Annotated in this window: 20 protein-coding genes; 6 read left to right on the forward strand and 14 right to left on the reverse strand. The window is 69.7% G+C overall.

The window, feature by feature from the left end; translation table 11 throughout:
• Nucleotides 1-1009 (forward strand): beta-L-arabinofuranosidase domain-containing protein (locus AOK16_RS08490; protein ID WP_169790876.1); only part of this gene is annotated, 1009 nt, incomplete at its 5' end.
• 280 nt (nt 1010-1289) lie between these two features.
• Nucleotides 1290-2975 carry a carbohydrate binding domain-containing protein gene (locus AOK16_RS08495; protein ID WP_055471625.1) on the forward strand — a complete coding sequence of 562 codons (1686 nt, stop codon included), beginning with the start codon at nt 1290-1292 and terminating at the stop codon, nt 2973-2975.
• A 227-nt stretch (nt 2976-3202) separates the two neighbouring features.
• Here AOK16_RS08495 and AOK16_RS08500 read toward each other — a convergent pair whose 3' ends face one another.
• The 6 genes from AOK16_RS08500 to AOK16_RS08525 all read right to left on the reverse strand — a co-directional run bounded on the left by AOK16_RS08500 (nt 3203) and on the right by AOK16_RS08525 (nt 9010).
• A complete protein-coding gene (locus tag AOK16_RS08500; RefSeq protein ID WP_055471626.1) occupies nt 3203-3763 on the reverse strand; it encodes a GNAT family N-acetyltransferase in 561 nt (186 codons plus the stop codon).
• Between the two features lie 80 nt (nt 3764-3843).
• Nucleotides 3844-4272: a hypothetical protein gene (locus AOK16_RS08505; protein ID WP_055471627.1), complete on the reverse strand. Its 429-nt coding sequence runs from the start codon at nt 4270-4272 to the stop codon at nt 3844-3846.
• A gap of 50 nt (nt 4273-4322) precedes the next feature.
• Nucleotides 4323-5333 (reverse strand): hydroxyacid dehydrogenase, encoded by a 1011-nt coding sequence (locus AOK16_RS08510; protein ID WP_055471628.1) that lies wholly within the window; start codon nt 5331-5333, stop codon nt 4323-4325.
• Between the two features lie 100 nt (nt 5334-5433).
• Entirely contained in the window at nt 5434-7107 is a 1674-nt protein-coding gene (locus AOK16_RS08515) for an extracellular solute-binding protein (RefSeq protein ID WP_055471629.1), read from the reverse strand.
• A gap of 116 nt (nt 7108-7223) precedes the next feature.
• Entirely contained in the window at nt 7224-8153 is a 930-nt protein-coding gene (locus AOK16_RS08520; protein WP_055471630.1) for a carbohydrate ABC transporter permease, read from the reverse strand.
• Nucleotides 8153-9010 (reverse strand): ABC transporter permease, encoded by an 858-nt coding sequence (locus AOK16_RS08525; protein WP_055471642.1) that lies wholly within the window; start codon nt 9008-9010, stop codon nt 8153-8155. Before AOK16_RS08525 ends, AOK16_RS08520 begins: the two co-directional genes overlap by 1 nt.
• Nucleotides 9011-9366: 356 nt before the next feature.
• Between AOK16_RS08525 and AOK16_RS08530 the strand changes: the two genes are divergently transcribed.
• The 3 genes from AOK16_RS08530 to AOK16_RS08540 all read left to right on the forward strand — a co-directional run bounded on the left by AOK16_RS08530 (nt 9367) and on the right by AOK16_RS08540 (nt 13867).
• Nucleotides 9367-10524, forward strand: coding sequence for a LacI family DNA-binding transcriptional regulator (locus tag AOK16_RS08530; RefSeq protein ID WP_240483454.1), 1158 nt, complete (start codon nt 9367-9369; stop codon nt 10522-10524).
• Nucleotides 10525-10643: 119 nt separating this feature from the next.
• Entirely contained in the window at nt 10644-13070 is a 2427-nt protein-coding gene (locus tag AOK16_RS08535) for a polysaccharide lyase 8 family protein (protein WP_055471632.1), read from the forward strand.
• 65 nt (nt 13071-13135) lie between these two features.
• Nucleotides 13136-13867, forward strand: a complete 732-nt coding sequence (locus AOK16_RS08540) for a heparin lyase I family protein (RefSeq protein ID WP_055471633.1) — start codon at nt 13136-13138, stop codon at nt 13865-13867.
• Between the two features lie 84 nt (nt 13868-13951).
• Here the strand turns inward: AOK16_RS08540 and AOK16_RS08545 are convergent, their stop codons facing one another.
• The 6 genes from AOK16_RS08545 to AOK16_RS08570 all read right to left on the reverse strand — a co-directional run bounded on the left by AOK16_RS08545 (nt 13952) and on the right by AOK16_RS08570 (nt 20638).
• Nucleotides 13952-14347, reverse strand: coding sequence for an ACT domain-containing protein (locus tag AOK16_RS08545; RefSeq protein ID WP_055471634.1), 396 nt, complete (start codon nt 14345-14347; stop codon nt 13952-13954).
• A gap of 81 nt (nt 14348-14428) precedes the next feature.
• Nucleotides 14429-16042 carry a glycoside hydrolase family 13 protein gene (locus AOK16_RS08550; protein WP_055471635.1) on the reverse strand — a complete coding sequence of 538 codons (1614 nt, stop codon included), beginning with the start codon at nt 16040-16042 and terminating at the stop codon, nt 14429-14431.
• Between the two features lie 38 nt (nt 16043-16080).
• Nucleotides 16081-17004 (reverse strand): carbohydrate ABC transporter permease, encoded by a 924-nt coding sequence (locus tag AOK16_RS08555; protein WP_055471636.1) that lies wholly within the window; start codon nt 17002-17004, stop codon nt 16081-16083.
• Between the two features lie 16 nt (nt 17005-17020).
• Nucleotides 17021-17932, reverse strand: a complete 912-nt coding sequence (locus tag AOK16_RS08560) for a carbohydrate ABC transporter permease (RefSeq protein ID WP_055471637.1) — start codon at nt 17930-17932, stop codon at nt 17021-17023.
• Between the two features lie 13 nt (nt 17933-17945).
• A complete protein-coding gene (ngcE, locus tag AOK16_RS08565) occupies nt 17946-19376 on the reverse strand; it encodes an N-acetylglucosamine/diacetylchitobiose ABC transporter substrate-binding protein (RefSeq protein WP_055471638.1) in 1431 nt (476 codons plus the stop codon).
• Between the two features lie 35 nt (nt 19377-19411).
• Nucleotides 19412-20638 carry an ROK family transcriptional regulator gene (locus tag AOK16_RS08570; RefSeq protein WP_055471639.1) on the reverse strand — a complete coding sequence of 409 codons (1227 nt, stop codon included), beginning with the start codon at nt 20636-20638 and terminating at the stop codon, nt 19412-19414.
• Between the two features lie 186 nt (nt 20639-20824).
• Here AOK16_RS08570 and AOK16_RS08575 point away from each other — a divergent pair, with 186 nt between their 5' ends.
• Nucleotides 20825-21979 carry a COG1470 family protein gene (locus tag AOK16_RS08575; RefSeq protein WP_055471640.1) on the forward strand — a complete coding sequence of 385 codons (1155 nt, stop codon included), beginning with the start codon at nt 20825-20827 and terminating at the stop codon, nt 21977-21979.
• A gap of 225 nt (nt 21980-22204) precedes the next feature.
• Here the strand turns inward: AOK16_RS08575 and AOK16_RS08580 are convergent, their stop codons facing one another.
• Both AOK16_RS08580 and AOK16_RS08585 read right to left on the reverse strand, forming a co-directional pair.
• Nucleotides 22205-22951, reverse strand: coding sequence for an SDR family oxidoreductase (locus AOK16_RS08580; RefSeq protein ID WP_055471641.1), 747 nt, complete (start codon nt 22949-22951; stop codon nt 22205-22207).
• 287 nt (nt 22952-23238) lie between these two features.
• Nucleotides 23239-24220, reverse strand: a 982-nt coding sequence (locus AOK16_RS08585) for a sugar-binding transcriptional regulator (RefSeq protein WP_205627650.1), incomplete at its 5' end; no start/stop codon positions are given.

Genomic DNA, 24220 nt, shown 5'->3' on the forward strand with positions numbered 1-24220 from the left:
GGCCGAAGTCTTCGGCGAGGCCTACGAGTTGCCGCCGGACCTCGCGTACAACGAGACCTGTGCGCAGGCCGCGTCCATCCAGTGGTCCTGGCGGCTGCTGCTCGCCACCGGGGACACCCGCTACGCCGACCTGATCGAGCGGACCCTGTACAACGGATTCGCCGCCGCCCGCTCGGCCGACGGGAAGAGGTACTACAAGGGCAACCCGCTGCAGCGCCGCGCCGACCACGCGGAGCACGTGGGCGACCCGCGCTACCGCGACGAGTGGTTCTACTCGGCGTGCTGCCCGCCCGCGTTCACCCGGATCGTCGCCTCCCTGGAGCACTACATGGCGACGACGGACAGCGACACGCTCTACGTGCAGCAGTACGCGCCGGCCGCCGTCTCCCTTCCCCTCGCAGGCGGAACGGTGGGCCTGCGGATCGAAACCGACTACCCATGGCAGGGGGCCGTCGCCGTGACGGTTGCGGAGGCACCGGGCGGCGAGTGGGGCCTCGCCCTGCGCATCCCACCGTGGAGCGCGGCCGGTTTCCGCGTGGAGGTGGGGGGTTCGCCCTGCGAGGTGGCGAGGGACGAGCGCGGCTACGCCGTGGTGCGGCGCGCGTGGCGGCCCGGGGACACGGTCATGCTCCACCTCGACATGGCGCCCCGGCTGACCGTGCCACATCCGCGCATCGACGCCCTGCGCGGCTGCGCGGCGATCGAGCGGGGGCCGCTGGTCTACTGCTTCGAGCAGGTCGACCAAGGGGTCGATGTCGACGAGCTGGCGCTCCTCCCAGACACCGGGATGCGGGTGGCCCACCACGGTGACATCCCCGGAATCGGCCGCACGGCAACCATCTCGGTGGACGCGGCGACGGCGGCGACGTCCCACGAGACCGGACTGCCGTACGCGACACACCCCGCCGCTGTACGCACCACGAGCCGAACCACCGCCACAGCCATCCCGTACTACCAGTGGGACAACCGGGGCGACGGCGCAATGCGGGTCTGGCTACCACTGGACTGAGGGCCTCGACCCCATCCGTCTCGCCGTGCCGTCGGCAGCCCCGCTGCCGACGGCACGGCGTGTTCCCGGGCGGGGGCGCGGCGGCTGGTGCGTCCATCAGCTGACAGTAAAGTTTCCTAACCGGCGTCTTGACGGCCGTCTCCCGCGTCGGGAAGCTCTCCTCAGTCATTGCCGGGGCCGAACTCTCCTTTTTGCAAGATGAGTTGAGGTCTCGTCAGCATGTCGAGATCCCGCAATTCCCCCATCCCCGCCCGCGTTTCGCCTGCTCTGGGAGGACTTGTTGCGTACGAGACTGCGTAAGAGACCGAGGCTGCTCGCCGGAGTCGGGGCCGTGGTGCTGAGCGCGGCCGCCGCGCTGACGGTGCCGGGTACCGCCCACGCGGCCAATCTGCTGTCGAACTCCGGTTTCGAGAGCGGCTCACTCTCCGGCTGGACCTGTTCCGGGGGCCTCGGCTCCATCGTCTCCACCCCCGTCCACGGCGGCACCAAGGCCCTGGCCGGGGCCGCCAGTTCGAGTGACAGCGCCCAGTGCGCCCAGACCGTGCCGGTGCAGCCCAACACGACCTACTCCCTGACGGGTTGGGTGCGGGGCAGCAACGTCTACCTCGGCGTCACCGGTGGCTCGTCGACCTGGACCACGTCCACCGGCTCCTACAGCCAGCTGACCGTCTCCTTCACCACCGGCGCCTCACAGACCAGCGCGGAGATCTACGTGCACGGCTGGTACGGGCAGGGCACGTACTACGCGGACGACATCAGCCTCGACGGACCCGGCGGAGGCGGAGGCACCGGCGACACCCAAGCTCCGACCGCACCCGGCAACCTGCGCTCCACCGGCAAGACCTCCTCCAGCGTCTCCCTCGCCTGGAACGCCGCCACCGACAACACCGGCGTCACCAACTACGACGTCTACCAGGGCTCCACCCTCAAGACCTCCGTGACCGGCACCAGCGCCACCGTCACCGGACTGGCCGCCAACACCGCCTACTCCTTCACCGTCAAGGCCCGCGACGCCGCCGGCAACACCTCACCCGCCTCCACCCCGCTCTCCGTCACCACCAGCGCCTCCACCGGCGGCGGTACGGACTTCAAGCAGGCCGCGCCCTACCTCTACCTCGGCTGGGGCGATCCGCCCAGCCCCACCACGGTCATGAGCTCCACGGGCATCAAGTGGTTCACCATGGCCTTCATCCTCTCCTCCGGCGGCTGCGCCCCCGCCTGGGACGGCAGCCGGCCGCTCACCGGCGGAACCGACCAGTCCACCATCAACGCGATCCGTGCCGCGGGCGGCGACATCGTCCCGTCCATCGGCGGCTGGAGCGGCAACAAGCTCGGCCCCAACTGCTCGACCCCCGAGGCCCTCGCGGGCGCCTACCAGAAGGTGATCGACGCGTACGGGCTGAAGGCCATCGACGTCGACATCGAGAACACCGACGAGTTCGAGAGCGAGGCCGTCCAGGACCGGATCCTGAACGCCCTGAAGATCGTCAAGCAGAACAACCCCGGCATTCGGACGATCATCACCTTCGGGACTTCCACCACCGGGCCGACCTACTGGGGCGGCCGGCTCATCGACCGCGCGCAGCAACTCGGCGCGAACATCGACGTGTTCACCATCATGCCGTTCGACTTCGGTGGCGGGGCGGACATGTACGGCAACACCGTGGCCGCGGCCGAGGGGCTCAAGACCAAGCTGAAGTCCGCCTTCGGCTGGGACGACGCCACCGCGTACGCCCACATCGGCATCTCCGGCATGAACGGCCTGAGCGACCAGTCGGAGAACACCACCCCGGCCATCTGGACCAGCATCCGCGACTGGGCGAACTCGCACCACATCGCCCGGCTCGCCTACTGGGCGGTCAACCGCGACCGCGGCTGCCCGGGCGGCGGGATCACGAGCAACTGCTCCGGCATCAGCCAGAGCGACTGGCAGTTCACGTCCATCACAGCCGGCTTCACGGGCTGACGGACGCGGGTACTACGGGCGGCGGGGCAGGCGGACTTCGGTCCGGCTGCCCCGCCGCGTCGTCTGTCGTCTGTCCTGGCTGTTCGCCACGGCGGACGGCAAGGAGGGGGATCACGGGCATCCGCGCAGAAAGCGGGAACCACGCGAAGGCGCAGAAAGCGGGAGCCTCACGAAGCGAGAGCCGCGCTTCGAGTGCCTCTGACCGCCGTGAATCCGGGGCGCCCGGCTCAGCAGGCCCGGCGAGCCGCCCGCCACTCGGGGGCGAGCACCGACCAGACCTCCATGTCGAGCCGCTTGCCGCGGTACGGGTGGCTCTCCCGCAGGACGCCGTCCCGCGTCATACCGAGCCGCCGGGCCACGGCGATGCTGGGCGCGTTCGCCGAGGAGACCACCCACTCCACGCGGTGGATGCCGCGCTCCTCGACGGCCCAGTCGATGATCACGCGCGCGGCCCTGGTCACCAGCCCCCTGCCCACGCCCGCGGGCTCCAGCCAGCAGCCCGCCTCGGCGGTGCCGTACTGAAGGTCCATCGTGCGGAAGAGGACGCCGCCGACCAGGGTGGCGTCCGCCCAGATCCCGTAGATCCGCCCGGTGTCTGCCGCGGCCTTGTCGGCGTACGACTGGAGGAACGCGTGGCTCGACTCCAGGTCGGTCACGGCGTCGGGCAGCCCGATGTGCTGCCCGATGAACTCCCGTCCCCGCTCGATGTTGGCCAGGAACTCCCCAGCCCGCCAGGGCTCCAGGGGCCGCAGCTCCGCACCGTCGTCCCCCAGAGCCCTCGCGAACATCGTCCCTCTCCACGGCCGTACCAGCGCTTGTCGAGAGGGGATCCTCTCATGGTGCGTGCATCACTCTCATGGTGCGTGCATCAGCAGTGGCGGAGGCCCGGGTAGGGGTGCGTGCCCGTGTAGACGTCGGTGGACTTCACGTAGCCGATGGAGAAGCCGTGGCCGACCGAGGGCTCGTCGGCCCAGGACTTGTACCAGACGCTGTTGCCGCCGGAGTGGGTGGCTCCCTCGGTCCAGCAGAAGAACTCTCTTTGGCTGCCGCTGAAGGTGCCCATAACGTTGGACCAGTGCTCGTTCCCGTCCGGCTCGTAGTACGCCGCAGCGCCGGCGCGCGGGGCGCAGTGCAGGTTGTTGCCCTCGAATCCGGGATACGCCGTCGACTGCGCGAGGTAGCAGGAGCTCTGGGCGGCCGGGCCGGTCGCGGCGGTGGCCGAGGAGGCGGCGGTCAGGGTGCCGGCGGCGAGCACGGCAGCGGTCAGGGAGGTGATCCACTTACGCGATATGGTCATGAGCTCTTATTTTCCTTCCTGTTGAAAAGAAAACCTTCTTCGGCGGCGGATCAGGCCAGCCTGGCAAGGTGGTCCGGTTCGACGCGGCCGCGCAGCTCCCGGCCGCCGAGGAAGCGCTCGACCTCCGCGACCGCGTACTCCCCGAGGCGCCGCACCTCGCGCCCCTGCGAACCGGCGACGTGCGGAGTGACCATGACGTTCGGCAGGTGCAGGAGCGGATGGCCGGGGGGCAGCGGCTCGGGGTCGGTGACGTCGAGTACGGCGTCGATGCGGCCTGCCGCGCAGTGCCGCACGAGCGCCTCGGTGTCGACCAGGGAGCCGCGGGCGGTGTTGATGAGGACGGCGCCGTCGCGCATCAGGCCCAGCCGCCGGTCGTCGATCAGGTGCCGGGTCTCGGGGATCTCCGGTGCGTGGACGGTGACGATGTCGGCCGCCCGGCACAGCTCGTCCAACCCGACGGTCTCGACGCCGAGTTCGCGCGCCTCGTCGGCGCCCAGGTAGGGGTCGTGGACGAGGATGCGGGTGCGGTAGGCGGCGAGCATGCCGATCACCAGACGCCCGGTGCGGGAGGCGCCGATGACGCCGACCGTGGCCCCGTCCAGGCTCGGCGACCGGTCCGGGGAGTAGGAGTGCTGCGGCTCGCCCGCGGCGTAGGCGTGGGCGAGGGCGAACGAGCGCTTGGCGGCCAGGACGCACATGGCCACGGTGTACTCGGCCACCGGCCGGGCGTTGGCCTCGGCCGCGGAGGAGACCACGATGCCGCGCGCGAAGACCTCTTCCCCCACATGGAACTTGACGCTGCCGGCCGCGTGGACGACCGCCCGCAGCCGCGGCGCGGCGGCCAGCACGGCGGCGTCGATCGGCGGGCAGCCCCAGCTGGTGACCAGCACCTCGACCTGGGCCAGGGCCTCCTTGGCGCGCGGGGTGGAGAAGTCGTCGAGCGGCTCGGCGTCGGCGAGCGTCACGCACTGCTCGAGCCGGGCGATGACCTCGGCGGGGAAGACCCCGTTCAGCACCTCGGGGTCACAGGCGAGTACGGCGGTGGTGGTGCGTCCCGGCACGGAACGGTTCTCCTCGGATAGTGGGGGGCAGGGTGGCCCTGGTGCCCGGCGGGGCCCTCCCGGATCGGGAGGCGCGGAAGGGCCCTGCCGGGAGCGCGGGTCAGCCCTTCTTGGCCGCCTCGTACGCCTGGGCGACGGCGTCGCGGCCCTTGTCGACGCCCTTGCGGCGGATCTCCTCGACGATCGCGGCCCACTCGGAGAACTTCTTGCGGCCGGTGACGATGTCCTTGATGCCGTCCTCCTGCGTGGTGAGGACCGCGCCCGCGAGGTCGGTCCACCCCTGGGCGGAGATACCCTTGTCCGCGGACGACTTCGCGATCGGGATGACCGACTTCTGGAACTCGTACTCCCGCTTGACGGCCTCGGCCTGGTCCGCGACGTACAGCGGCTGCGGCGCGTCGGAGATGTAGCCGAGGCCGAGGTTGCCGAAGCCGCCGCCCTTGGAGCTGACGAGGTCGGTCGGGACGGGGCCGCCGTCCTTGCCGCGGGTGAAGTGGACGCCCTCCAGGCCGTGGTGGACCAGCTCCCACTCCTTGGTGCCGAAGGGCGCGGCGAGGTAGTTCATGACCCGGAGGATCAGCTCGATGCGCTCCTTGGCCGCCTTCTTCAGGATGGCCTGCCCGTAGATCCCGTTGGTCAGCCAGTGCGTGGGGTCGGCGCCGTTGGACGGCTTGAAGGGCAGCACGTTGTCGATCTCGAACTTCAGGCCGGGGTCCTTGGCCGTGTTGATGTAGCCGATGGAGCCGTCGACGCGCGAGAGGGTCTTGCCGGTCAGGAAGTCGGTGAGCGCCTGCGTCCCGTCGACCGACAGGGCGCTCGCCCGGTACACGCCCTGCTGCTGCCACTTGGCCATCTGTTCAAGGGCGTCGGCGAACTCGTCCGTCTCGGTGTAGTGGACGAGCTCGCCGCCCTGGAACGACCAGACGGGCGGGGTGCCGAAGGCCGGCATCCACATGTTGAAGCCGTACGCGCCCTGCTGCCAGGCGCCCAGGGCCCAGCAGCCGTCGCCGGAGAGGTCCCGCAGGCCCTTCGTGAAGTCCTCGACCGTGATGCCGCCGACCTCGGGAGCGAGGATCCCGGCCTTCTCGAACTTGTCCCGGTTGCCGAAGGCGCGGTGCCCCGCGACCGGCCGCTCGATCGGGACGCCGAAGATCCGGCCGTCCAGCCGCCCGCCCGCCTCCCACGCGTACGTCGGGATGTTGGCCAGGTTGGGGTACTTCTTGACGGCGTCGCCCGAGACGAAGTCCGTGAGGTCCTGGGTCTTGGCCTTCTGGAACGCCGTGATGTTGGCGGCGCTGCCGGGCTTGAGCATGACGTCCGGCGTGTCGCCGCTCGCCATCATCGCCGAGACCTTCTTGTCGTACTCGGCGAACGGGATGACGGTGATGTCGAGTTCGACGCCGAGTGCCTTCTCGATCTCCTGCCAGTACCTGTTCTTGGACTTCGGCAGCGGCGAGGCGCCCCACGTGCCCGTCACGATCCTGATCGTGGAGCCGTCTCCCGGCTTCTCGGGGACCGACTGGGTCAGCTCCTTCGGGTAGGTGAGGTAGCCGCTCTGCACGCCCCCCTCGGTGCCCGGCAGGTCGGGGGTGGGTACACCCTTGGCCGGTACGTACGCCGGGTACGGCGCCAGGTCGCCGGAGGCCGCGCCACCGGAGGAGGTGGAGCCCGATCCCGAGGAGCAGGCGGAGAGGGAGAAGCCGGTGGCGGCGAGGGTGGTGCCGATGGCGGCCGACTGGAGCAGAGTTCTGCGGGAGGGACCGGAAGCGGACATGGTTGACGAACCCTTCGAACGAACCCCCGGGCGGGGGCGTGGAGTTGGTGGTGCGAGGAACGGAGGCGGCCCGGAAACTGCGGTGATGCGGAATCTGGGACGACAGGGGGGAGGGGTCAGCTCTTGACGGCGCCGGTGAGCATGCCCTTGGCGAAGTAGCGCTGGATGAAGGGGTAGACAAGCAGGATCGGCATCGTGGCGATCACCACGGTCGCCATCTTGATCGCCTGCGGCGCCTGGGTGAGGACTCCCTCGTTGCTGAACTCCTTGGTGATCCCGTCGCCCTGGGTGACCAAACCGCGCAGGACTGTCTGGAGCGGGTACTTGGAGGTGTCGTTGAGGTAGAGGACGGCGTTGAACCAGGCGTTCCAGTAGCCCACCGCGTAGAACAGGCCGACCACGGCGATCACGGCCTTGGACAGCGGCATGACGATGGTCAGCAGGATCCGCAGCTCTCCCGCCCCGTCGAGGCGGGCGGACTCGAAGAGCTCGCCCGGCAGCCCCTGGAAGAAGCCGCGCATCACCACGAGGTTGAAGGCGTTGACCATGGTGGGCAGGATCAGCGACCAGTAGCTGTCGATCAGCCCGAGGCTGTAGACGACCAGGTAGCTGGGGATCATGCCGGCGGGGAAGAGGAAGGTGAACAGGATCATCAGCATGACGATCCGGCCGCCGACCACGCCCGGCCGCGCGAGGGCGTAGGCGAGGAGGATCGTGCAGGCGAGGCTGGCGGCCGTGCCGACGATCGTCACGCCGAGGGAGACCATCAGGGCGCGGGTGGTGCTCTCGTTGCTGAGCACCCAGTCGTAGGCGCCGACGTTCCACTCCCTGGGCCACAGGGCCCAGCCGCCGTTGTCGTTGATCTGGTCGCCGGGGGCGAAGCTGGTGGCGATCACCACCCAGAAGGGCAGGATCACCATGAGCACGGTCAGCGTCAGGGTGACCGCCTTGGCCGCCTGGGTGATCGGCTTGGGCTTTTCCATCCAGGCCGGGCGGCCCGCGCGGTCCTCTGTCTTGAGCTGCTGGTCTTCGACGGCGAGGCTCATCAGCGGTACACCCCCTGCTCGCCCAGGCGGTGGGCGAACTTGTTCGCGGCATAGATCAGTACGGCGCCGATGACGCCCTTGGCGAGGGCGGCGGCGGCCGAGACTCCCCAGTGGCCGTCGACGATCGCGTTGTAGTAGACGAAGGTGTCGATGACCTCGGCCGTGGCAGGGCCGAACGCGTCGCGCTGGAGCAGGATCTGCTCGAAGCCGACGGAGAGGATGTCGCCCAGGCGCAGGATCAGCAGCAGGATCACGACCGGGCGGACGCCCGGCAGGGTCACGTGCCAGAACCGGCGCCACGGGCCGGCCCCGTCGAGTGCGGCCGCCTCGTACAGCGACTCGTCGACGTTGTGCAGCGCGGCGAGGAAGATGATCGTGCCCCAGCCGCACTCCTTCCAGATCAGCTGGACCACCATCAGCGGCTTGAACGCCTCGGGGTTGCCGACCAGGTCGACGACGGTCTTGCCGTCGCCCCCGCCGAGCAGGCCGTTCAACAGGCCGTCGCCGCCCAGGACCTGGGTGAACAGCGCGACCAGGATCACCCAGGACAGGAAATGCGGCAGGTAGACCACGGACTGCACGAACTTGCGCGCCCGGGCCCAGCTGACACTGTGCAGCAGCAGCGCGAGCGCCAGCGGCACGGGGAAGTAGAAGACCAGTTGGACCGCCGACAGGACCAGGGTGTTGACCGTCGCCCGCCAGAACAGCGGGTCCGCGAAGAGGGCGGTGAAGTTGCCGAGCCCGACCCACGGGCTGTCGGCGACGCCGACGAACGGGATGTACTCCTTGAACGCGATGACGTTGCCGAACAGCGCCCCGTAGTGGAAGACCAGGAAGTACGCCATCCCGGGCACCATCATCAGGAGCAGCGCCCTGTCGCGGCGGAGACTCGACCCAAGTCCCAGGCCCTTCCGGCGTATTCGGCGCCCCGGTTCGGGAGAGGCCGGGGATGGTGGCGGTGGCGGCGCGGGGCGCGTCGGCGGTTCGGCCTCTCGGCCGACCTCGCCACCGGCCTCCCGCACCGGCGGAAGACGGTCGATCTTGCTCATGGGGCCCTCCACCGCCTCTCCCGGGCGGCGACAGGGCCGGGCCGACGGGTCGTTCGAGGCGGTCCTCGTAGGTGATGGGCCGGAGCGTAGGAACGGCTTTCGAGTGCGGTCAATACCCTTCGATCATTCGGTCATTAATCGGTCACACACTCCACGTTCGGGCTATGCTCCCTCACATCAACACGGGCGAGCGAGGGGGAGAGATGCGGGAGAGCGTCGAGGAGCGGCACAAGCGGATCCTGCGGATCGTGCGCGAGCGCGAGAGCGTCCGGGTGGCCGAACTCGCCGCGGAACTCGAGATTTCGGTGGAAACCGTGCGGCGCGACGTGACAGCATTGGCCGACATCGGCCGTGTCCGCAGGCTCCACGGCTCGGTGACCTGGCCGGCCGCGCCGCTCAACGCGCGCGACGCGCGACTGGCCCGCCAGGCCCCGGCCCCGCCCACCAGCGGCCTCCTGCTCGGCATGGTGGTGCCGACGTCCAACTACTTCTACCGGTCGATCATCCAGGGCGCCCGGGACGCAGCCGCCGCGGCCGGCGCGCGCCTCCTCGTGGGCATCACGGAGTACTACCGCGGCCGGGACGCCACGCAGATCAGGAACATGATCGAGGCCGGCGTGGACGGCCTGCTGCTCACCCCCAGTTGGAGCGTCCACGGCCCCACCGAGACGGATGCCGCGCAGCTGGCGGAGCTGAAGACCCCCGCCGTGCTCGTGGAGCGCCGGATCCCGCTGGGGCTGCCCGGGGCGAACCTCGACCGGGCCTCCTCGGACCACTCGGGCGGTGCCTCGATGGCGGTACGGCACCTGGCCGGTCTCGGGCACCGGCGCATCGCGCTGCTCGCCCGGAACACGCACACCTGGCCCCACATCCGCCGCGGCTACCAGGCGACGGTCGGCACACTCGGCCTGCCGGACGACGACATCTCCTCGACAAGCGGCTCCCCCGACGAGTTCAACGACGAGTTCGAGAACCACACCGAGCGCCTGATGGAGCTCATGGACACCGGAGAGGTGCGGGCGGCGATCGTGCACACCGACTCCGACGCGGCCAACCTGCTCCAGTGGCTGCTGGCCCAAGGGGTGCGGGTCCCCGAGGACTTCGCGCTCGTCTGCTACAACGACGAGCTCGCCGCGCTGACGGCCACCCCCATGACCTCGGTCTCCCCCGCGAACCACGCGCTCGGCGAGACGGCCGTGAAGCTGCTGCTGCGCCGCGTCGAGGAGCCCGGCGTGGAGCACTCGACCGTCGAATGGCTCCCCCGGCTTCTGATCCGGAAGTCCTGCGGCGCCCCGCAGTCCGCCCAACTGCCCAGCGACTGACCGATAACTGCCCGTTTTATTATCCGGTCTTGACGCCGGTCGAAAGCGGAACCCAAGCTGCGCAACGACACGCCGCACCCGAGTCGGCGAGATTTCACCTTGCACAGATTGGTTCCGCCATGGCTTCTGTCCTGCGTCGCCGTGCCTTCCTCCATGCTGCCGGGGGCACCGCTCTGGCCCTCGGGCTCTCGCATCCGGCCTCCGCGGCCCCCGCGACCACCGCCTCCGGCGAACTGGCCACCGGCAGTGAGGAGTTCGCGGCCCTGCGTGCGAAGTGGCGCGATCTCGTCCTCGGGACCGGGTTCAGCCCCACGGCTGAGCCGTTCAGGACCTTGCTCGCCACCCTCGGTACGACCGCGCGGAAGCACCTCTCCACGATGGCCCCGGCGAGCGGCTCGCTGTGGCCCGACGCGGTGTGGGCGGACCCGGACCCGAACACCGACGCCGCCTCGTACGCCTTCTCCGCGAAGATGAACGACAGCTACAGCAGGCTGAGCGCCATGGCCCAGGCGTGGGCCCAGCCCGGCACCGGACTGACCGGGGACGCGGCAGTGCTGGAGGCGGTTCTCACCGGGCTCGACCACATCAACGCCGAGGTCTTCAACGAGGCCACCAAGCAGTACGGCAACTGGTGGAACTTCCAGATCGGCGCCCCGCAGGCCCTGATGGACACCTGCGTCCTGGTCCACGACCACCTCTCCCCCGAGCAGATCGCGAAGTTCTGCGCGGCCGTCGACCACTTCGTCCCGGACTCGGTCTTCGACAAGTACACCGGCACCAGCACCGGCGCCAACCGCGTCGACCTGTGCCGCGGCGTCATCCTGCGCGGCATCGTCGGCGAGGACGCGGCGAAGGTCGAACTCGCCGCCAAGTCCCTGGGCCCGGTGTTCCCGTACGTCACCTCCGGGGACGGCTTCTACGCCGACGGGTCGTTCGTCCAGCACACGTCCGTCCCCTACATCGGCGGCTACGGCGCCGTGCTCCACGACGGTGTCGGCCGGCTGCTGGCCCTTCTCCGGGGCTCCCCCTGGGAGTTGAACGACCCCAACACCCAGCTCTTCCTCGACACCGTCGAGAAGGCCATCGCCCCGTTCATCTACAACGGGCTGATGATGGACAACGTCTCCTCCCGCGGCATCAGCCGCGCGGGGGGCTCCGAGCACACCCGCGCCGTCGGTCTCCTCGGCACCCTCGTGCTCATCGGCCAGGGGGCGAGCCCCGAGGAGAACGCCCGCTGGCGGGCCATGGTCAAGGGCTGGATCCAGCGCGACACTTACGCCCCGCCGCTGAAGAACCCCGGCCTGAGCCTCACCCGGGCGGCGCAGCTCCAGTCCGTGCTGAACGACACCACGGTCAAGCCCGCCCCCGAGCCCGTAGAGCACCGCCTCTTCCACAACATGGACCGTGTCACGCACCGCCGCCGCGGCTGGGCCGCTTCCGTCTCCATGGCCTCCCGGCGGATCACCCACTACGAGAACGGCAACGGCGAGCACCTGCGCGGCTGGCACACCGGCGCCGGCTGGCTGTCCTGGTGGGGCTCCGACTTCGGCCTGGAGCAGTACTCCGATGCGTACTGGCCCACCGTCGACCCGTACCGGCTGCCCGGCATCACCGCCTCACGGAAGCCGCTCGCCGACGGCGAAGGCGGCGCATGGGGTGCCCAGAGACCGGACGTCGACTGGGTGGGCGGCACCACCGACGGCGAGTTCGGCGCGACCGGACAGCACCTCAAGGGCCTGTCCTCCACCATGAACGCGAAGAAGTCCTGGTTCTGGCTGGACGACTCCATCGTCTGCCTCGGCGCGGGCATCACCTCCACCGATGGGTACGCGGTGGAGACCACGGTCGACAACCGCGCCCTCGGCGCCGCCGGTTCCCCCGCACTCACAGTCGACGGCAGGCCCCAGCCCAAGGAACAGGGTTGGACCAGGTCGTTCGAGGACGCGGAGTGGGCGCACATCGAGGGCCACGCCGGGTACGTCTTCCCGGGCGGCGCCAAGCTGAGCGCGGTCCGCGAGGAGCGCACCGGCGCCTGGAAGGACATCAACACCGGCGGCCCCGCCGACCCCATCACCCGCCGCTACCTCACCCTCTGCACCGACCACGGCACCGACCCCACCGACGCCACGTACGCGTACGTGCTCCTGCCCGGCGCCAGTGCCAGGACGACGGCCCAACGCGCCTGCGACCGGGGCTGGTTGAGGATCCTCGCCAACAACGGCAGGCAGCAGGGCGTACGGGTGGCCAAGCTCGGCCTGACCGCGGTGAACTTCTGGGCCGCGGGCACGGTGGACAAGGTCACCGCGAGCGCCCCCGCCTCCGTCCTGATCCGCGAGCACCGCGACGGCACCGCCACGATCGTCGTCTCCGACCCGGCCCGCCTGGCCACAGGCCTCCACGTCACGTGGAACAAGCGGATTTCCCGGGTGCTGTCCAAGCCCTCCACCGTCACCTCGGTGTCCACTGGCCCGTCGCTGAAGCTTTCCTTCGGCGACCTCACCGGCGCCTACGGTGCCCCCCAGAAGATCAAGGTCAAGCTCGCCTGACCTCCCCGGCCGCGGGCCCGCCAACGACGGCGGGCCCGTTGATCTCCCCCACGAAGGAGAAGACTGTGCAACGACGCAACGTCCGTTCCGCCCTGCGCGCACTGCGTGCGAAGACCAGCAGACTCCTGCTCGCCCCGGCGGCGATAGGCGCCGCCATGACGCTTCTGACGGCGTCGCCCGCCAACGCCGCCGTCCTGTGGACGCCCACCGCCATCAGCAGTTTCGGCTACACCGCCTGTGACGGCGGCAACATCCAGTACAGGGACTACGGGGACGGTCACGGTCCCATGTTCCATCTCTACAAGCCGGTCGGATACGACCGCTGCGAGGTGGCCGACTCCAGCACTATCACATGGAGCAACAACAACACCTACTGGTTCGGCTGGACTCTCTGGACGGACACAAACAACGCACAGACGGTGTTCCAGTGGAAGTCCTGGGGCACCGACGCACAACAGCAGCAGAACTACCCGGTCATCATGAAGGTCGAGAACGGCTCTCTGAAGATCTGGTACGTGTCCACGGGCGAGGTGTGGAACTCGGTCGCCAGCGTTCCGTGGACGGAGGACGCATACAACAAGCTCGAACTCGGCATCACCACCAGCTCGGGCAGCGGCGGATCGCTCGCGCTCTACCTGAACGGCAATCTCGTCGGCCAGAAGACCGGCATCCGCACCTGGGACGACATGGGCAACAACCCCCGCTGGGGCACCTACGGGTCGACCATCAACGGCGTCGCCAGCAACGTCTGGATCGACGACCTGAAGATGGGCCAGACCCGCGCCGACGTCGACTAGCGAATCATGGCAGGGCCTGACAACGCTGTCCCGCCGCAAGGGAGTTCCCTTGCGGCGGGACAGCGGCGGTTGACGGTGCCCCGCTCAGGCCCCGCCGGCCAGGCCCTCCAGCAGGCCCACGGCCTCGGCCGCCCGCTCATGGGGGACGAACAGGTGGTCGTGGTGGTATCCGGCCACGACGTTGCAGCTCAGCCCCGCGGCGGCCAGTTCCTGGGCGACGGCGGCGGTCAGCCCGACCGCGTCGAGCGCGGAGTGCACGCGCAGTGTGATCCAGCCGGCCACGTACTCGTACGACATCCCGGCCGCGTCCGCCTCCTCCACCGGCACGACGAGCGTCAGCCCCTCCGGCTCAGCGACCGTGACGACGGGAGCGACCCCGGCAGGGGGCCCTCCCTCGACGGTCGTGAAGACGTATCGCCCGGGGTTCAGCACCGGGCTCATGCCGCTCAGCAACTTCCGCAGATCACGCTCACCACTCATGGTGGCGAATCCTACAGAAACCGGATGAAACCAGAGCGGGGGTGGTGTGCTCCCCCGAGAGCACACCGCCCCGCCGGTCCGTCAGACCGTCCTGAGCCAGGCCGCCGTGTCCGGCGGCAGGAGGCCGCCGCGGTCGAGGGGGCCGCTGGTGAGCAGGCGCTCGGTGTGGGCGGGCAGCTCCACCGGGGTCTCCGAGAGGTTGACCACGCAGGCGAAGTCCTCGGAGCGGGCGAAGGCGAGCACGCCGTCGCCCGCCGGGAGCCACGTCAACGTACCGTCGCCGAGGGCGGGTTCGGCGCGGCGGATGCGCAGCGCGGCGCGGTAGAGCTCCAGCATCGAGTCCGGGTCACCGGCCTCCGCGGCCACGGTGTGGTCCTTCCACGCCGGCGGCTGCGGCAGCCACAGCTCGGCCTCGGCCCCCTCCGGGCTGAAGCCGAACGGCGTCTCATCGCCCTCCCAGGGGATGGGCACACGGCAGCCGTCCCGCCCCAGGTCCTCCCCGCCGGACTGCTGGAGCGTCGGGTCCTGGCGCTGGTGGAGCGGGATGTCCTCGACCTCCCACAGGCCCAGCTCCTCGCCCTGGTAGACGTACACGCTGCCCGGCAGCGCGAAGCTGAGCAGGGCGGCGGCGCGGGCGCGGCGGGTGCCCAGGTCGAGATCGACCGGCAGGCCGTGCCGGCGCGTGACGTACGTGGTGTCGGCACGGCCGTAGCGGGTGACCGGGCGGGTCGTGTCGTGGTTGCCCAGCACCCAGGTGGCGGGGGCGCCGACCGGCGCGTGCTGGGCGATCGTCTCGTCGATCACCTTCCGCAGTGCCGCCGGATCCCAAGCCGCCTGGAGGTAGGGGAAGTTGAAGCCGGTGTGGAGTTCGTCCGGGCGCAGGTAGCGGGCCAGGGACTCCGCGGAGACCCACAGCTCGCCGACGAACGCGCGCTCCCCCTCGTACGAGTCGGCGATCCGCCGCCAGGCGCGGTAGACCTCGTGGACCTCGGGGCGGTCGGATTCCGGGGGCGGCGCCCCCTCCGGGAGCGAGGACCGGTCCGGGAGTCCCTCCTGCTTGATGAGCATCGAGGCCACGTCGATGCGGAAGCCGTCGACGCCGCGGTCGAACCAGAACCGCAGGATCGACTCGAACTCCTCGCGGACCTCCGGGCGGTCCCAGTCGAAGTCGGGCTGTTCGGGGGCGAACATGTGCAGGTACCACTCGCCGTCGGGCAGCCGCGTCCAGGCGGGGCCGCCGAAGCACGACTGCCAGTCGTTGGGCGGGAGTTCGCCGTTCTCGCCCTTCCCTGGGCGGAAGTGGAACAGTCCCCGCTCGGCGGACCCCGGCCCGGCCGCCACCGCGGCCCGGAACCAGGGGTGCTGGTCGGAGCAGTGGTTGGGCACCATGTCGACGATGACCCGCAGCCCGAGGCCGTGCGCGTCGGCGATGAGCGCCTCGGCCTCCTCGCGGGTGCCGAAGAGCGGGTCGATGTCGCGGTAGTCGGCGACGTCGTAGCCGGCGTCGGCCATCGGCGAGACGTACCAGGGCGAGATCCACAGCGCGTCGACGCCCAGGTCCTTCAGATGCGTCAGCCGGGCGCGGATCCCCGCGATGTCCCCGATGCCGTCGCCGTTGCCGTCGGCGAAGCTGCGCGGATAGATCTGGTAGATGGCGGCGCTGCGCCACCAGGGGCTTTCGTGAGTGTCAGCCATGCTTCCTGCCTGGTCGTTTGCGACCGGGTTCAAACGGGCTATTTCAGGGCCCCGGCGGTGAGGCCGGACTGGATCTGCCGCTGGAAGATCACGTAGACGACCAGCACCGGGATGATCGAGATGGACAGCGCGGCGAACAGGGCGCCCCAGTCCGCCTGGTTCCCGGCGGCGGTGGAGATGGAGGCGATGCCCTGCGGCAGCACCCACTTGGACTCGGCGTCGCCGGGGAGCAGTACAAGCGGCAGCAGGTACTGGTTCCACTGCCCGAGCACATTGAAGATCGTCAGGCTGACCACGGCCGGCTTGGCCATCGGCAGCATGACCTGGAAGAACGTGCGGGTGTGGGAGCAGCCGTCCACCACGGCCGCCTCCGCCACCTCGCTGGGCAGCGTCTTGAAGAAGGCGGTGAGGAAGAAGACGGTGAACGGCAGTGAGTAGGCGATGTAGACGAGGACGAGGCCGGTGTGGGTGCCGAGCAGGCCGAGGTTCTTGACGACGAAGAACAGCGGCACGAGGGCGAGGAAGACCGGGAAGGTCAGCCCCGAGACGAACATGTAGTAGACGAGCTTGCGGCCGGGGAAGGTGTAGCGGGCCAGGACGTACGCGGCCATCGAGCCGAGCAGCATCGTGCCGGTGACGCCGAAGCCAACCACCACGAGGCTGTTGAGGACGTACCGGCCGACATGGGCGGTGTTCCAGGCGCGGGCCCAGTTGTCCCAGCGCAGCTCACCGGGGAGCGCGAACGGGTCGCCGAACAGCTCCTCGGTGTTCTTGAACGAGCCGAGGAAGGTGAACAGCAGCGGCAGCACCACCGCCAGCGCCCAGACGGCGAGGGAGAGGTGGGCCATCCCGGAGAGCAGGCGGACCTGCTCTCTCGTACCGGGTGGCCGCCGGGTCCTCGCCGCGACGGGTGCGGGCCGCTCGGTGCCGGCCGGGGCATCGGTCTGTGTCGGTGTCGCCATGGTCGTCGCTCCCTTCTCAGTACTCGAGCTGCTCGCGCCGGGTCAGGCGCAGGGTGAGGGCGGTGACGGACATGACGACGAAGAACAGCACGACGCCCATGGCCGAGGCGTAGCCGAACTTGTAGTAGGCGAAGGCGTTCTGCCACACCTGCATGCCGACGACGGTGGTGGCCCCGTCGGGGCCGCCGTTGTTGACGGAGAGGACCTGTACGAGGGCGAAGCCGTCGAGGACGCCGATGCCGAGGTAGACCCAGGCGACCTGCACGGTGTTGCGCAGCAGCGGCAGGGTGATGGAGAAGAAGACCCGGACCCGTCCCGCGCCCTCCAACTCCGCCGCCTCGTAGAGCTCCTTGGGGATGGAGGCCATGCCCGCGGAGAACAAGACGAGGTAGAAGCCGACCCCGCTCCAGATCATCACGCCCATGATCGCCCACAGCGCGACCCCGGGCTCGGTGAGGAACCCGACGGGTTCGGCGCCGAACCAGCCGAGGATGCCGTTGAGCACCCCGGACTCGTCGGGCCGGTAGACGACCTGGAAGAGCACGCCGACCACGGCGATGGACAGGACCTGGGGGAAGAAGAACACCACCCGGTAGAAGCCGGAGCCGGGCAGGCCGCTGCTGCTCCCCGCCCGGCGCTTCCCCGCCACGTTGAGCAGGAAGGCGAAGAACAGGGCGAGGACGATGGTGAGCAGCGGCACGGCGAGCAGCATCTCGCCGTGGTTGCGCATGGCCTTCCAGAACAGGTCGTCCTGGAAGATCCGGGAGAAGTTCTCCAGGCCGACGTAGTCGGCGTGTGCCGTGACGCCGCGCCAGTTGGTGAGCGCGATCTGGAACGCCTGGGCGTACGGTCCGATCACGAAGACCAGGTACAGGATCGCCGGTGCCGCGAGGAAGCCGGCGATGAACGGGTACTTGCCGTGCCTCATGACCCCGCCCCGCTCAGCGCTTGTACTTCTTGACGGACGAGTCCTTCTTGATCTCGTCCGCCTTCTTCTGCATGCGCTCGGCGAACTGCCGGCCTGTGCCGCCCTCGAACATCAGCTGGAGCACGGCCCCCTTGGTCTCCTCGGACAGCGGCCGGTACCAGGTCTGGATCTTCGTTTCGAACAGCGAGTTGTCCTTGGCGGCCGTGTCGATGGCCTTCTGGGCGGCGGCCATCCCCGGCGGGAGCTCCACACCGTCGGCGCCACCCTGTACGGTGGTCAGCCAGCCGCTGGCCTTGGTGAAGGCCTGGGCACCTTCCCTGGACATGATCATCCGCATGTACTCCAGGGCCGCGGGGGCGTTCTTGGCCTTGGCGGGAATGAACGTCCAGCCCCCGCCCACCGTCGCGTAGATGGCGTGCGCCGGGAGAGCGTCCGCGGTGGTGACGCTGGGGACCGGCATCATCGCGTAGGTGAAGTCCTTGGTCGTGGCCTCCTTCTGCTCGGATTCGAGCCAGTCGCCCGAGGGGTAGAAAGCCAACTTTCCCTGGTTCTGCCGGAGTTGGACCTCGGTGTGGATGAGGCCCTTGAAACTCTTGCTGGTGTACTTGGCACCGATCTCGGCCCAGGCGTCGGCTGCCTGGATGACGGCATCGCTCTTCCAGGCGCCGTCCTCCAGGTTGTCGATGTCGGTGATCACCTCATGCCCGCCGATCTTGGCGGCCGAGGCGAGGAGGACGGTGGTGTGGTAGTCGGCCGCGTTCTTGCCCGCGAAGCCGTACGGGGTGATGCCGGCCTTCTTGAGCTCCTTGCAGAGGGCGAGGAAGTCATCCCACGTGGTGGGGGCCTCCCAGCCCTCCTTCTCGAAGAGCTGAGCGTTGTACCAGAGGCCGAAGGCGCGGGTGAAGTACGAGAGGGCGTACGGCTTGCCGTCAGTGATCGCGTTCTCGTAGGCGCCCGGCAGGAGGGTGTCCTTGACCTTCTTGTCCGGGTCGTCGATCGAGGGCGCCTCGTACAGCTCGGTGAGGTCGAGCACCTGGCCGTCCTGGATGAGGGCGCCGAAGTCGAGGGCGTCAGCTCCGGCGTTGTCCACGTAGTCCGGCGGGTTGCCGCCGACGAAACGCGGCTGGAGCGTCTGGGACAGCCGCTCCGAGGAGCTCTGCTTCAGCGTCGCCTTCGGGAATTTCCTCTTGAAGAGCGGGTTGACCGCATCGGCGAGGTAGAGCGGGCTGCCGCCCTTGAACCACACCAGTTCCAGGCTGGAGTTGGGGACGACGCCAAAGGGGTTGTCGGCGGACCGCTTGCCCTTGGCGGTCTTGGGCCCGGAGTCGTCCGAGCCGCCGCCCATCGCGCAGCCGCTCAGAGCGGCTCCGGCGGCGAGGGTGGCGCCGGCGGCTATGGCGCCTTTGAGCAGGTCGCGGCGGCCGAGGTCGGGGATCGAGGACATGGCGGGTCTCCATTTCGAGGAGAAGCTTCGAGACGTCAGGGGGTGAGCGATGAACCGGCACCCCGGAGGGGGCGGTTGGGGGATTCCTCTAAAGGGCCGGTGAAGATGTCCCGCAGGGCGACGGCCGCGGCGCCGCGCGCCCAGGCCTCGTCGGGCAGGGGGCGGGTAATGAGTTCGTAGGCGTCCGCGGGCAGCAGGGTCCGGGCGGCGAAGGTCTCGCGCAGACTGCCCATGAGCAGGTCCGATGCGACGAGCCCTTCGCCGGAGAGCACGATCCGCGCCGGGTTGACCAGGTTGGCCAGGGTCGCGATCCCGGCGCCCAGGGCCACCCCCGCGCGCATGAACGCCGTGAAGGCTGGCGCGTCCCCGGCGCGCGCCAGCCCCACGGCAGCTTCGATGTCGATCCCGGACGGTCCGCCGGCCTCCGCGATGGAGGCGAGGATCGCGGGCTCTGAGGCGATCGCCTCCAGGCAACCCCGGTTACCGCACCGGCACTGCCGCCCGCCGGGCTCGACCACGATGTGGCCCAACTCCCCCGCCGCGCCCCGGGCTCCGTGCATGAGCTTTCCGTCGAGTACGAGCGCGCTGCCCACCCCGGCCCCCAGAGTCACCACAGCGAACCAGGGCACGTCCACGCCCACGCCGAACCACTGCTCGGCCACGGCTAGCGCGTTGACGTCGTTCTCGACGACCGTGCGCAGCCCTGTCCGCTCCTCCAGCAGGGTACCGAGCGGAACGTCCTGCCAGCCGAGGATGGGAGAGGCCCGCAGCACCTTGCGGTCGAGGTCGACGGCCCCGCCCACGGCCACCCCGAGATCGAAGGTCCGCTCACGGAACTCGGGCTTCTCGGCGAGGAGTTGGCGGACCAGTCGGCGGACGCCGGCGACCGCCTCCGGCACCTCCGGCGACTCCAGGCGCACCCGCCCACCGGCCACCACCCGTCCGGCGAAGTCGACGACGACGCCGACCGCCTCCCGTTCGGTGACCTTGACCCCGACGGCGAAGCGGCGCTCCGGGCAGATGTGCAGCGGCACGCGGGGCCGGCCGCGGCCACCCGAGGACCCCTCCTGCTCGGCGACATAGCCGGCCGCGATCATCGGCGCGACGGCCTTGGTGACCGTCGCCTGGGAGAGCCCGGTCAACTGGGCTATCTCGCTCCGGGCGATGGGCCCCTTGGTGACGATGGCCCCGAAGACCGAAGCGCGGGTCCGGTCCCGCAGCACGTACGGGCCCTCGCGATCGGCTGTCTGGCGCGGTGCCATTCCCACTCTCCCTGAACTGCGGTGACCCGCAGGCGGGTTCGCGACACCGGGAGCATCCATCCCTTCCTTTCCGTTGTCAAGAAAGTATTTTCATCCGACCTCTTGTCACTGGTCCAGACCGGTCCGATACTCCTGTGCTTGGCAGGGCCTTGGCCATGGGAGCCAGCCCACCATCAAGGAGATCCGATGACTCTACGCATCCTCCGCAGACTGGCCGTCGGGGCGGCGGCGCTCATGGCCGCCCTCGTCCCGACGCTCGTCAACGCTCCGGCGGCACACGCCGCGAGCTTCCAGGTCTTCACCAACGAGCGGTACACGAACCGGCCGCACCTGGAGCAGTACGGCGCGACCAAGGCAACCGTCGTCTACGACGCCTTCCACTACACCTGCTCAGCGAGCGGATGCCTCTCCAACGGCGGGCCGCTGCCCACGCAGGCCGTGTACGAGGCCAAGGTCAAGGAGTACATAGGCTCGAGTCAGTTCGGCGGCGGCGCCACCGCGCCGGTCGTGCTCGACTTCGAGGACATCGAACTCACCCAGGTCCCGACCGGAACCGCGGCCACCAACGCGTTCAACCTGTGGCGCCAGCTGCTCCAGTGGACGCACAACGCCGCCCCGCAGGCGCCGGTCTGCAACTACGGATACGACTGGCTCACCCAGAACCAGAGCCTCATCGAGGACCTCCACACCGACCCCAACGGGCTCGACTGCTTCGCCCCGCGCGCCTACTTCTACGCCGGACAGTCGCTGGCCGACTGGGACGAGGACTTCAACGCGGCCATCGATCGCGACGAGGCCATGGCCCCGGACCATGAGATCTACCCCTATGTCAGCCCGACGGCGTTCAACGGCGGCGGCTTCGTGTCCGGCAGCGCCTGGTCCCACATGTTCGCCCAGGTAAAAGCCCAGGCCGACGGCGTCGTCATCTGGGAGCCGGACGCCACGGACGCCAGTGCCTGTGCCTGGGTGTCGCAGAACTCCTACGAGATGGGCATCGTCACCGGCACCTCCAGCAGCGGCCCCCTCAAGGCCACGGTGTCACCTCCGAGCGGCAACTGCACGGTGCAGCGCGGCGCTCAGACCGCGATCCCGGTGACGATCACCAACACCTCAGGCTCCACCACAGCGGCCACCTCGATGCAGACCATCAGTGGCCTGCCCGCGGGGGTCCATGGCTACAGCACCACGTGGCAGTACTGGAACGTCCCCTCCCTCGCCCCGGGGGCATCGTGGACGACCATGCTGTACCTGCAGATCGACTCGACCGAGGACCCCAGCACCCTCCTGTTCCATATCAAGACCGGCATCAGCGACACCCGTTGGGCCGCCGTCGTCCTGTGACGGCATGACGGTGCCCCGGCGGCTCTTCACGCCGCCGGGGCATCCCCTTTGCCGGTCAACTCGGCTCGAAATAGCGGCGCGAGTTGCTGACCAGCATCGTGTCGATCTACTCCTGGGTGACCCCGCGCCCGCGCAGCACCGGCAGCACGTCGTCGCTGATGCGCGTGAAGCCGAAGCGGGGGTCGACGACGGCCCGGACGCTCTCCTCGGGCATCCAGCCGGTTGTCACAGCTGCACTCCACCGGAGGCCTCGATGACCTGGCCGGTGACCCAGCGGGCGGCGTCGGAGGCCACGAAGGCGACCACGTCGGCGACCTCCTCGACCGTGCCGAGCCGGTTGAACGCGGACGCCGCCTCGGCGGAGGCGCGGGCCTCCGGATCGGCCAGCACCGCGTCCACCATGTCGGTCTGCGTATAGCCCGGAGCAACGGCGTTGACGGTGATCCCCCGTGGGCCGAGGCCCTTGGCGAGGGAGCGAGTGAAGTTGTCGACGGCTGCCTTGGTGGAGGGGTAGGCGACCGAGGCGGGGAACGCGACCCGGGCGACGAAGGAGGAGATGTTGATGATCCGGCCGCCGTCGCGCATCCGTTTCAGCGCCTCCTTGGCGACGAAGAACGGCGCCTCGACATTGAGCGCGAACACGCTCCGGAAGTCCTCACGGCTGAGGTCCTCCAGCGGCTTCTTCATCGTCCTGCCGGCGTTGTTGACGAGGATGTCGAGGGAGTCGGCGTGCTCGTCGTACGCGGCGAAGAGCCGTTCGGCGTCGCCGTCCACGCCGAGTTCGGCGCCGATGGCGAAGGCCTGACCGCCGCCCGCCTCGATCGCGGCGACGGTCTCCTTCGCGGCCGCCTCGTTCCTCCCGTAGTGCACGGCAACGCGCGCCCCGTCCTGGGCCAGGCGCACCGCGATGCCCCGGCCGATCCCCCGGCTCGACCCCGTGACCAGCGCCGCCTTTCCGTTGAGCGTTCCCATGCGCCTAACTCCTTTCTCCGCGGAGGTGGTGTCCCTCTGATCTGCGTTCGCGCCGATCGGAACCTGTCACCAGGGTGCATTTTGTCCCGGTATCAGGCATTACCTGGTACCAGCCTGGCATGGGTGCGACGGTGGAGTCATGACCGCGACCGACCGTTCCGGAGCTGCGTCATCGCAGGTCACCGACGGGCAAGCCGCCAAGGAACGGGGCGCCGCGCGCCAGGAGAGCGCGGGACGGCAGCACGAGCCGGCCGCGTCCCTGCGCAGCCGCCGCGGGCTCCCGCCCCCTACCGTCCCACCAGCTTGGCCGCTGTGCCGTCGTCCAGGACCAGGTCCGTGAGGAGGCCGCCGCGGAGGGCCGCACGCAGGCCGGGCAGCTTGGACTCGCCGGAGACCACGCAGATCCGGGAGCGCACGCGACGCAGGGCGGAGAGGTCGGGCCCGCTGGCACGCTCGTTGAGGGCGATGCCGTCGTGGGAGCCGTCCGCGCGGAAGAACACCGTCGCGATGTCGCCCGCCACCCCCTCCTCCCGCAGCTCCCGCAGCTCGGCGTCGTCCAGGTAGCCCGCGCGGTAGACGTGGCTCGGTACATCCCCGGTGGCCGCGCCGATCCCGAACAGGGCGACATCCGCGCCGAGTTGGAGGTCGAGGATGCGGCGCACCGACCGCTCCCGCCACAGCGCCCGCTTGGTGTCGGCGTAGTCGAAGAACGCCGGTACGGGGAAGTGCTCGACGGGGGCGGCGTAGTTCCGGCCGAAGCGGGCGAGGATCTCGCTGACGTATCCGAGGCCGGTCGCCCGCGTCAGCCCCGCCCCGTTGAGCTGGACGATCCGCGCGTGGTGGGTGGGCTTGGGCAGCAGCCGGCGGCTGACCGCCTCGGTCGTCGTGCCCCAGGCGACGGCGAGCACCATGTTCGAGCCGAACAGCCCGTTCAGCACCTGGGCGGCGACCGCCGCGGTCTTCTCCAGGCGCTCCAGCTCGCTCGCGGTGTCGGGTACGGGCACCACGTGCGCGGTCACCCCGTACTCCTTGCCGATCCGCCGCTCCATCCCCGGAACGTGCTCGTCCGGCAGGTGCAGCCGGAACTCGATCAGGCCGGTGGAGCGCGCGTAGCCGATCAGCCGGGAGACCGTCGAGCGGGACGTACCCGTCTCCCGCGCGATGGCCTCCATCGTCATGCCCTGGAAATAGTGCATCCGCACCGCGCGTACGGCATCGTCCAGCCTGGCCTCGTCCACGATGTCCCAGCCTAGCTGCACGATCGTGCAG

The organism is Streptomyces pathocidini (assembly GCF_001418495.1).
GTDB classification, from domain to species: domain Bacteria; phylum Actinomycetota; class Actinomycetes; order Streptomycetales; family Streptomycetaceae; genus Streptomyces; species Streptomyces pathocidini.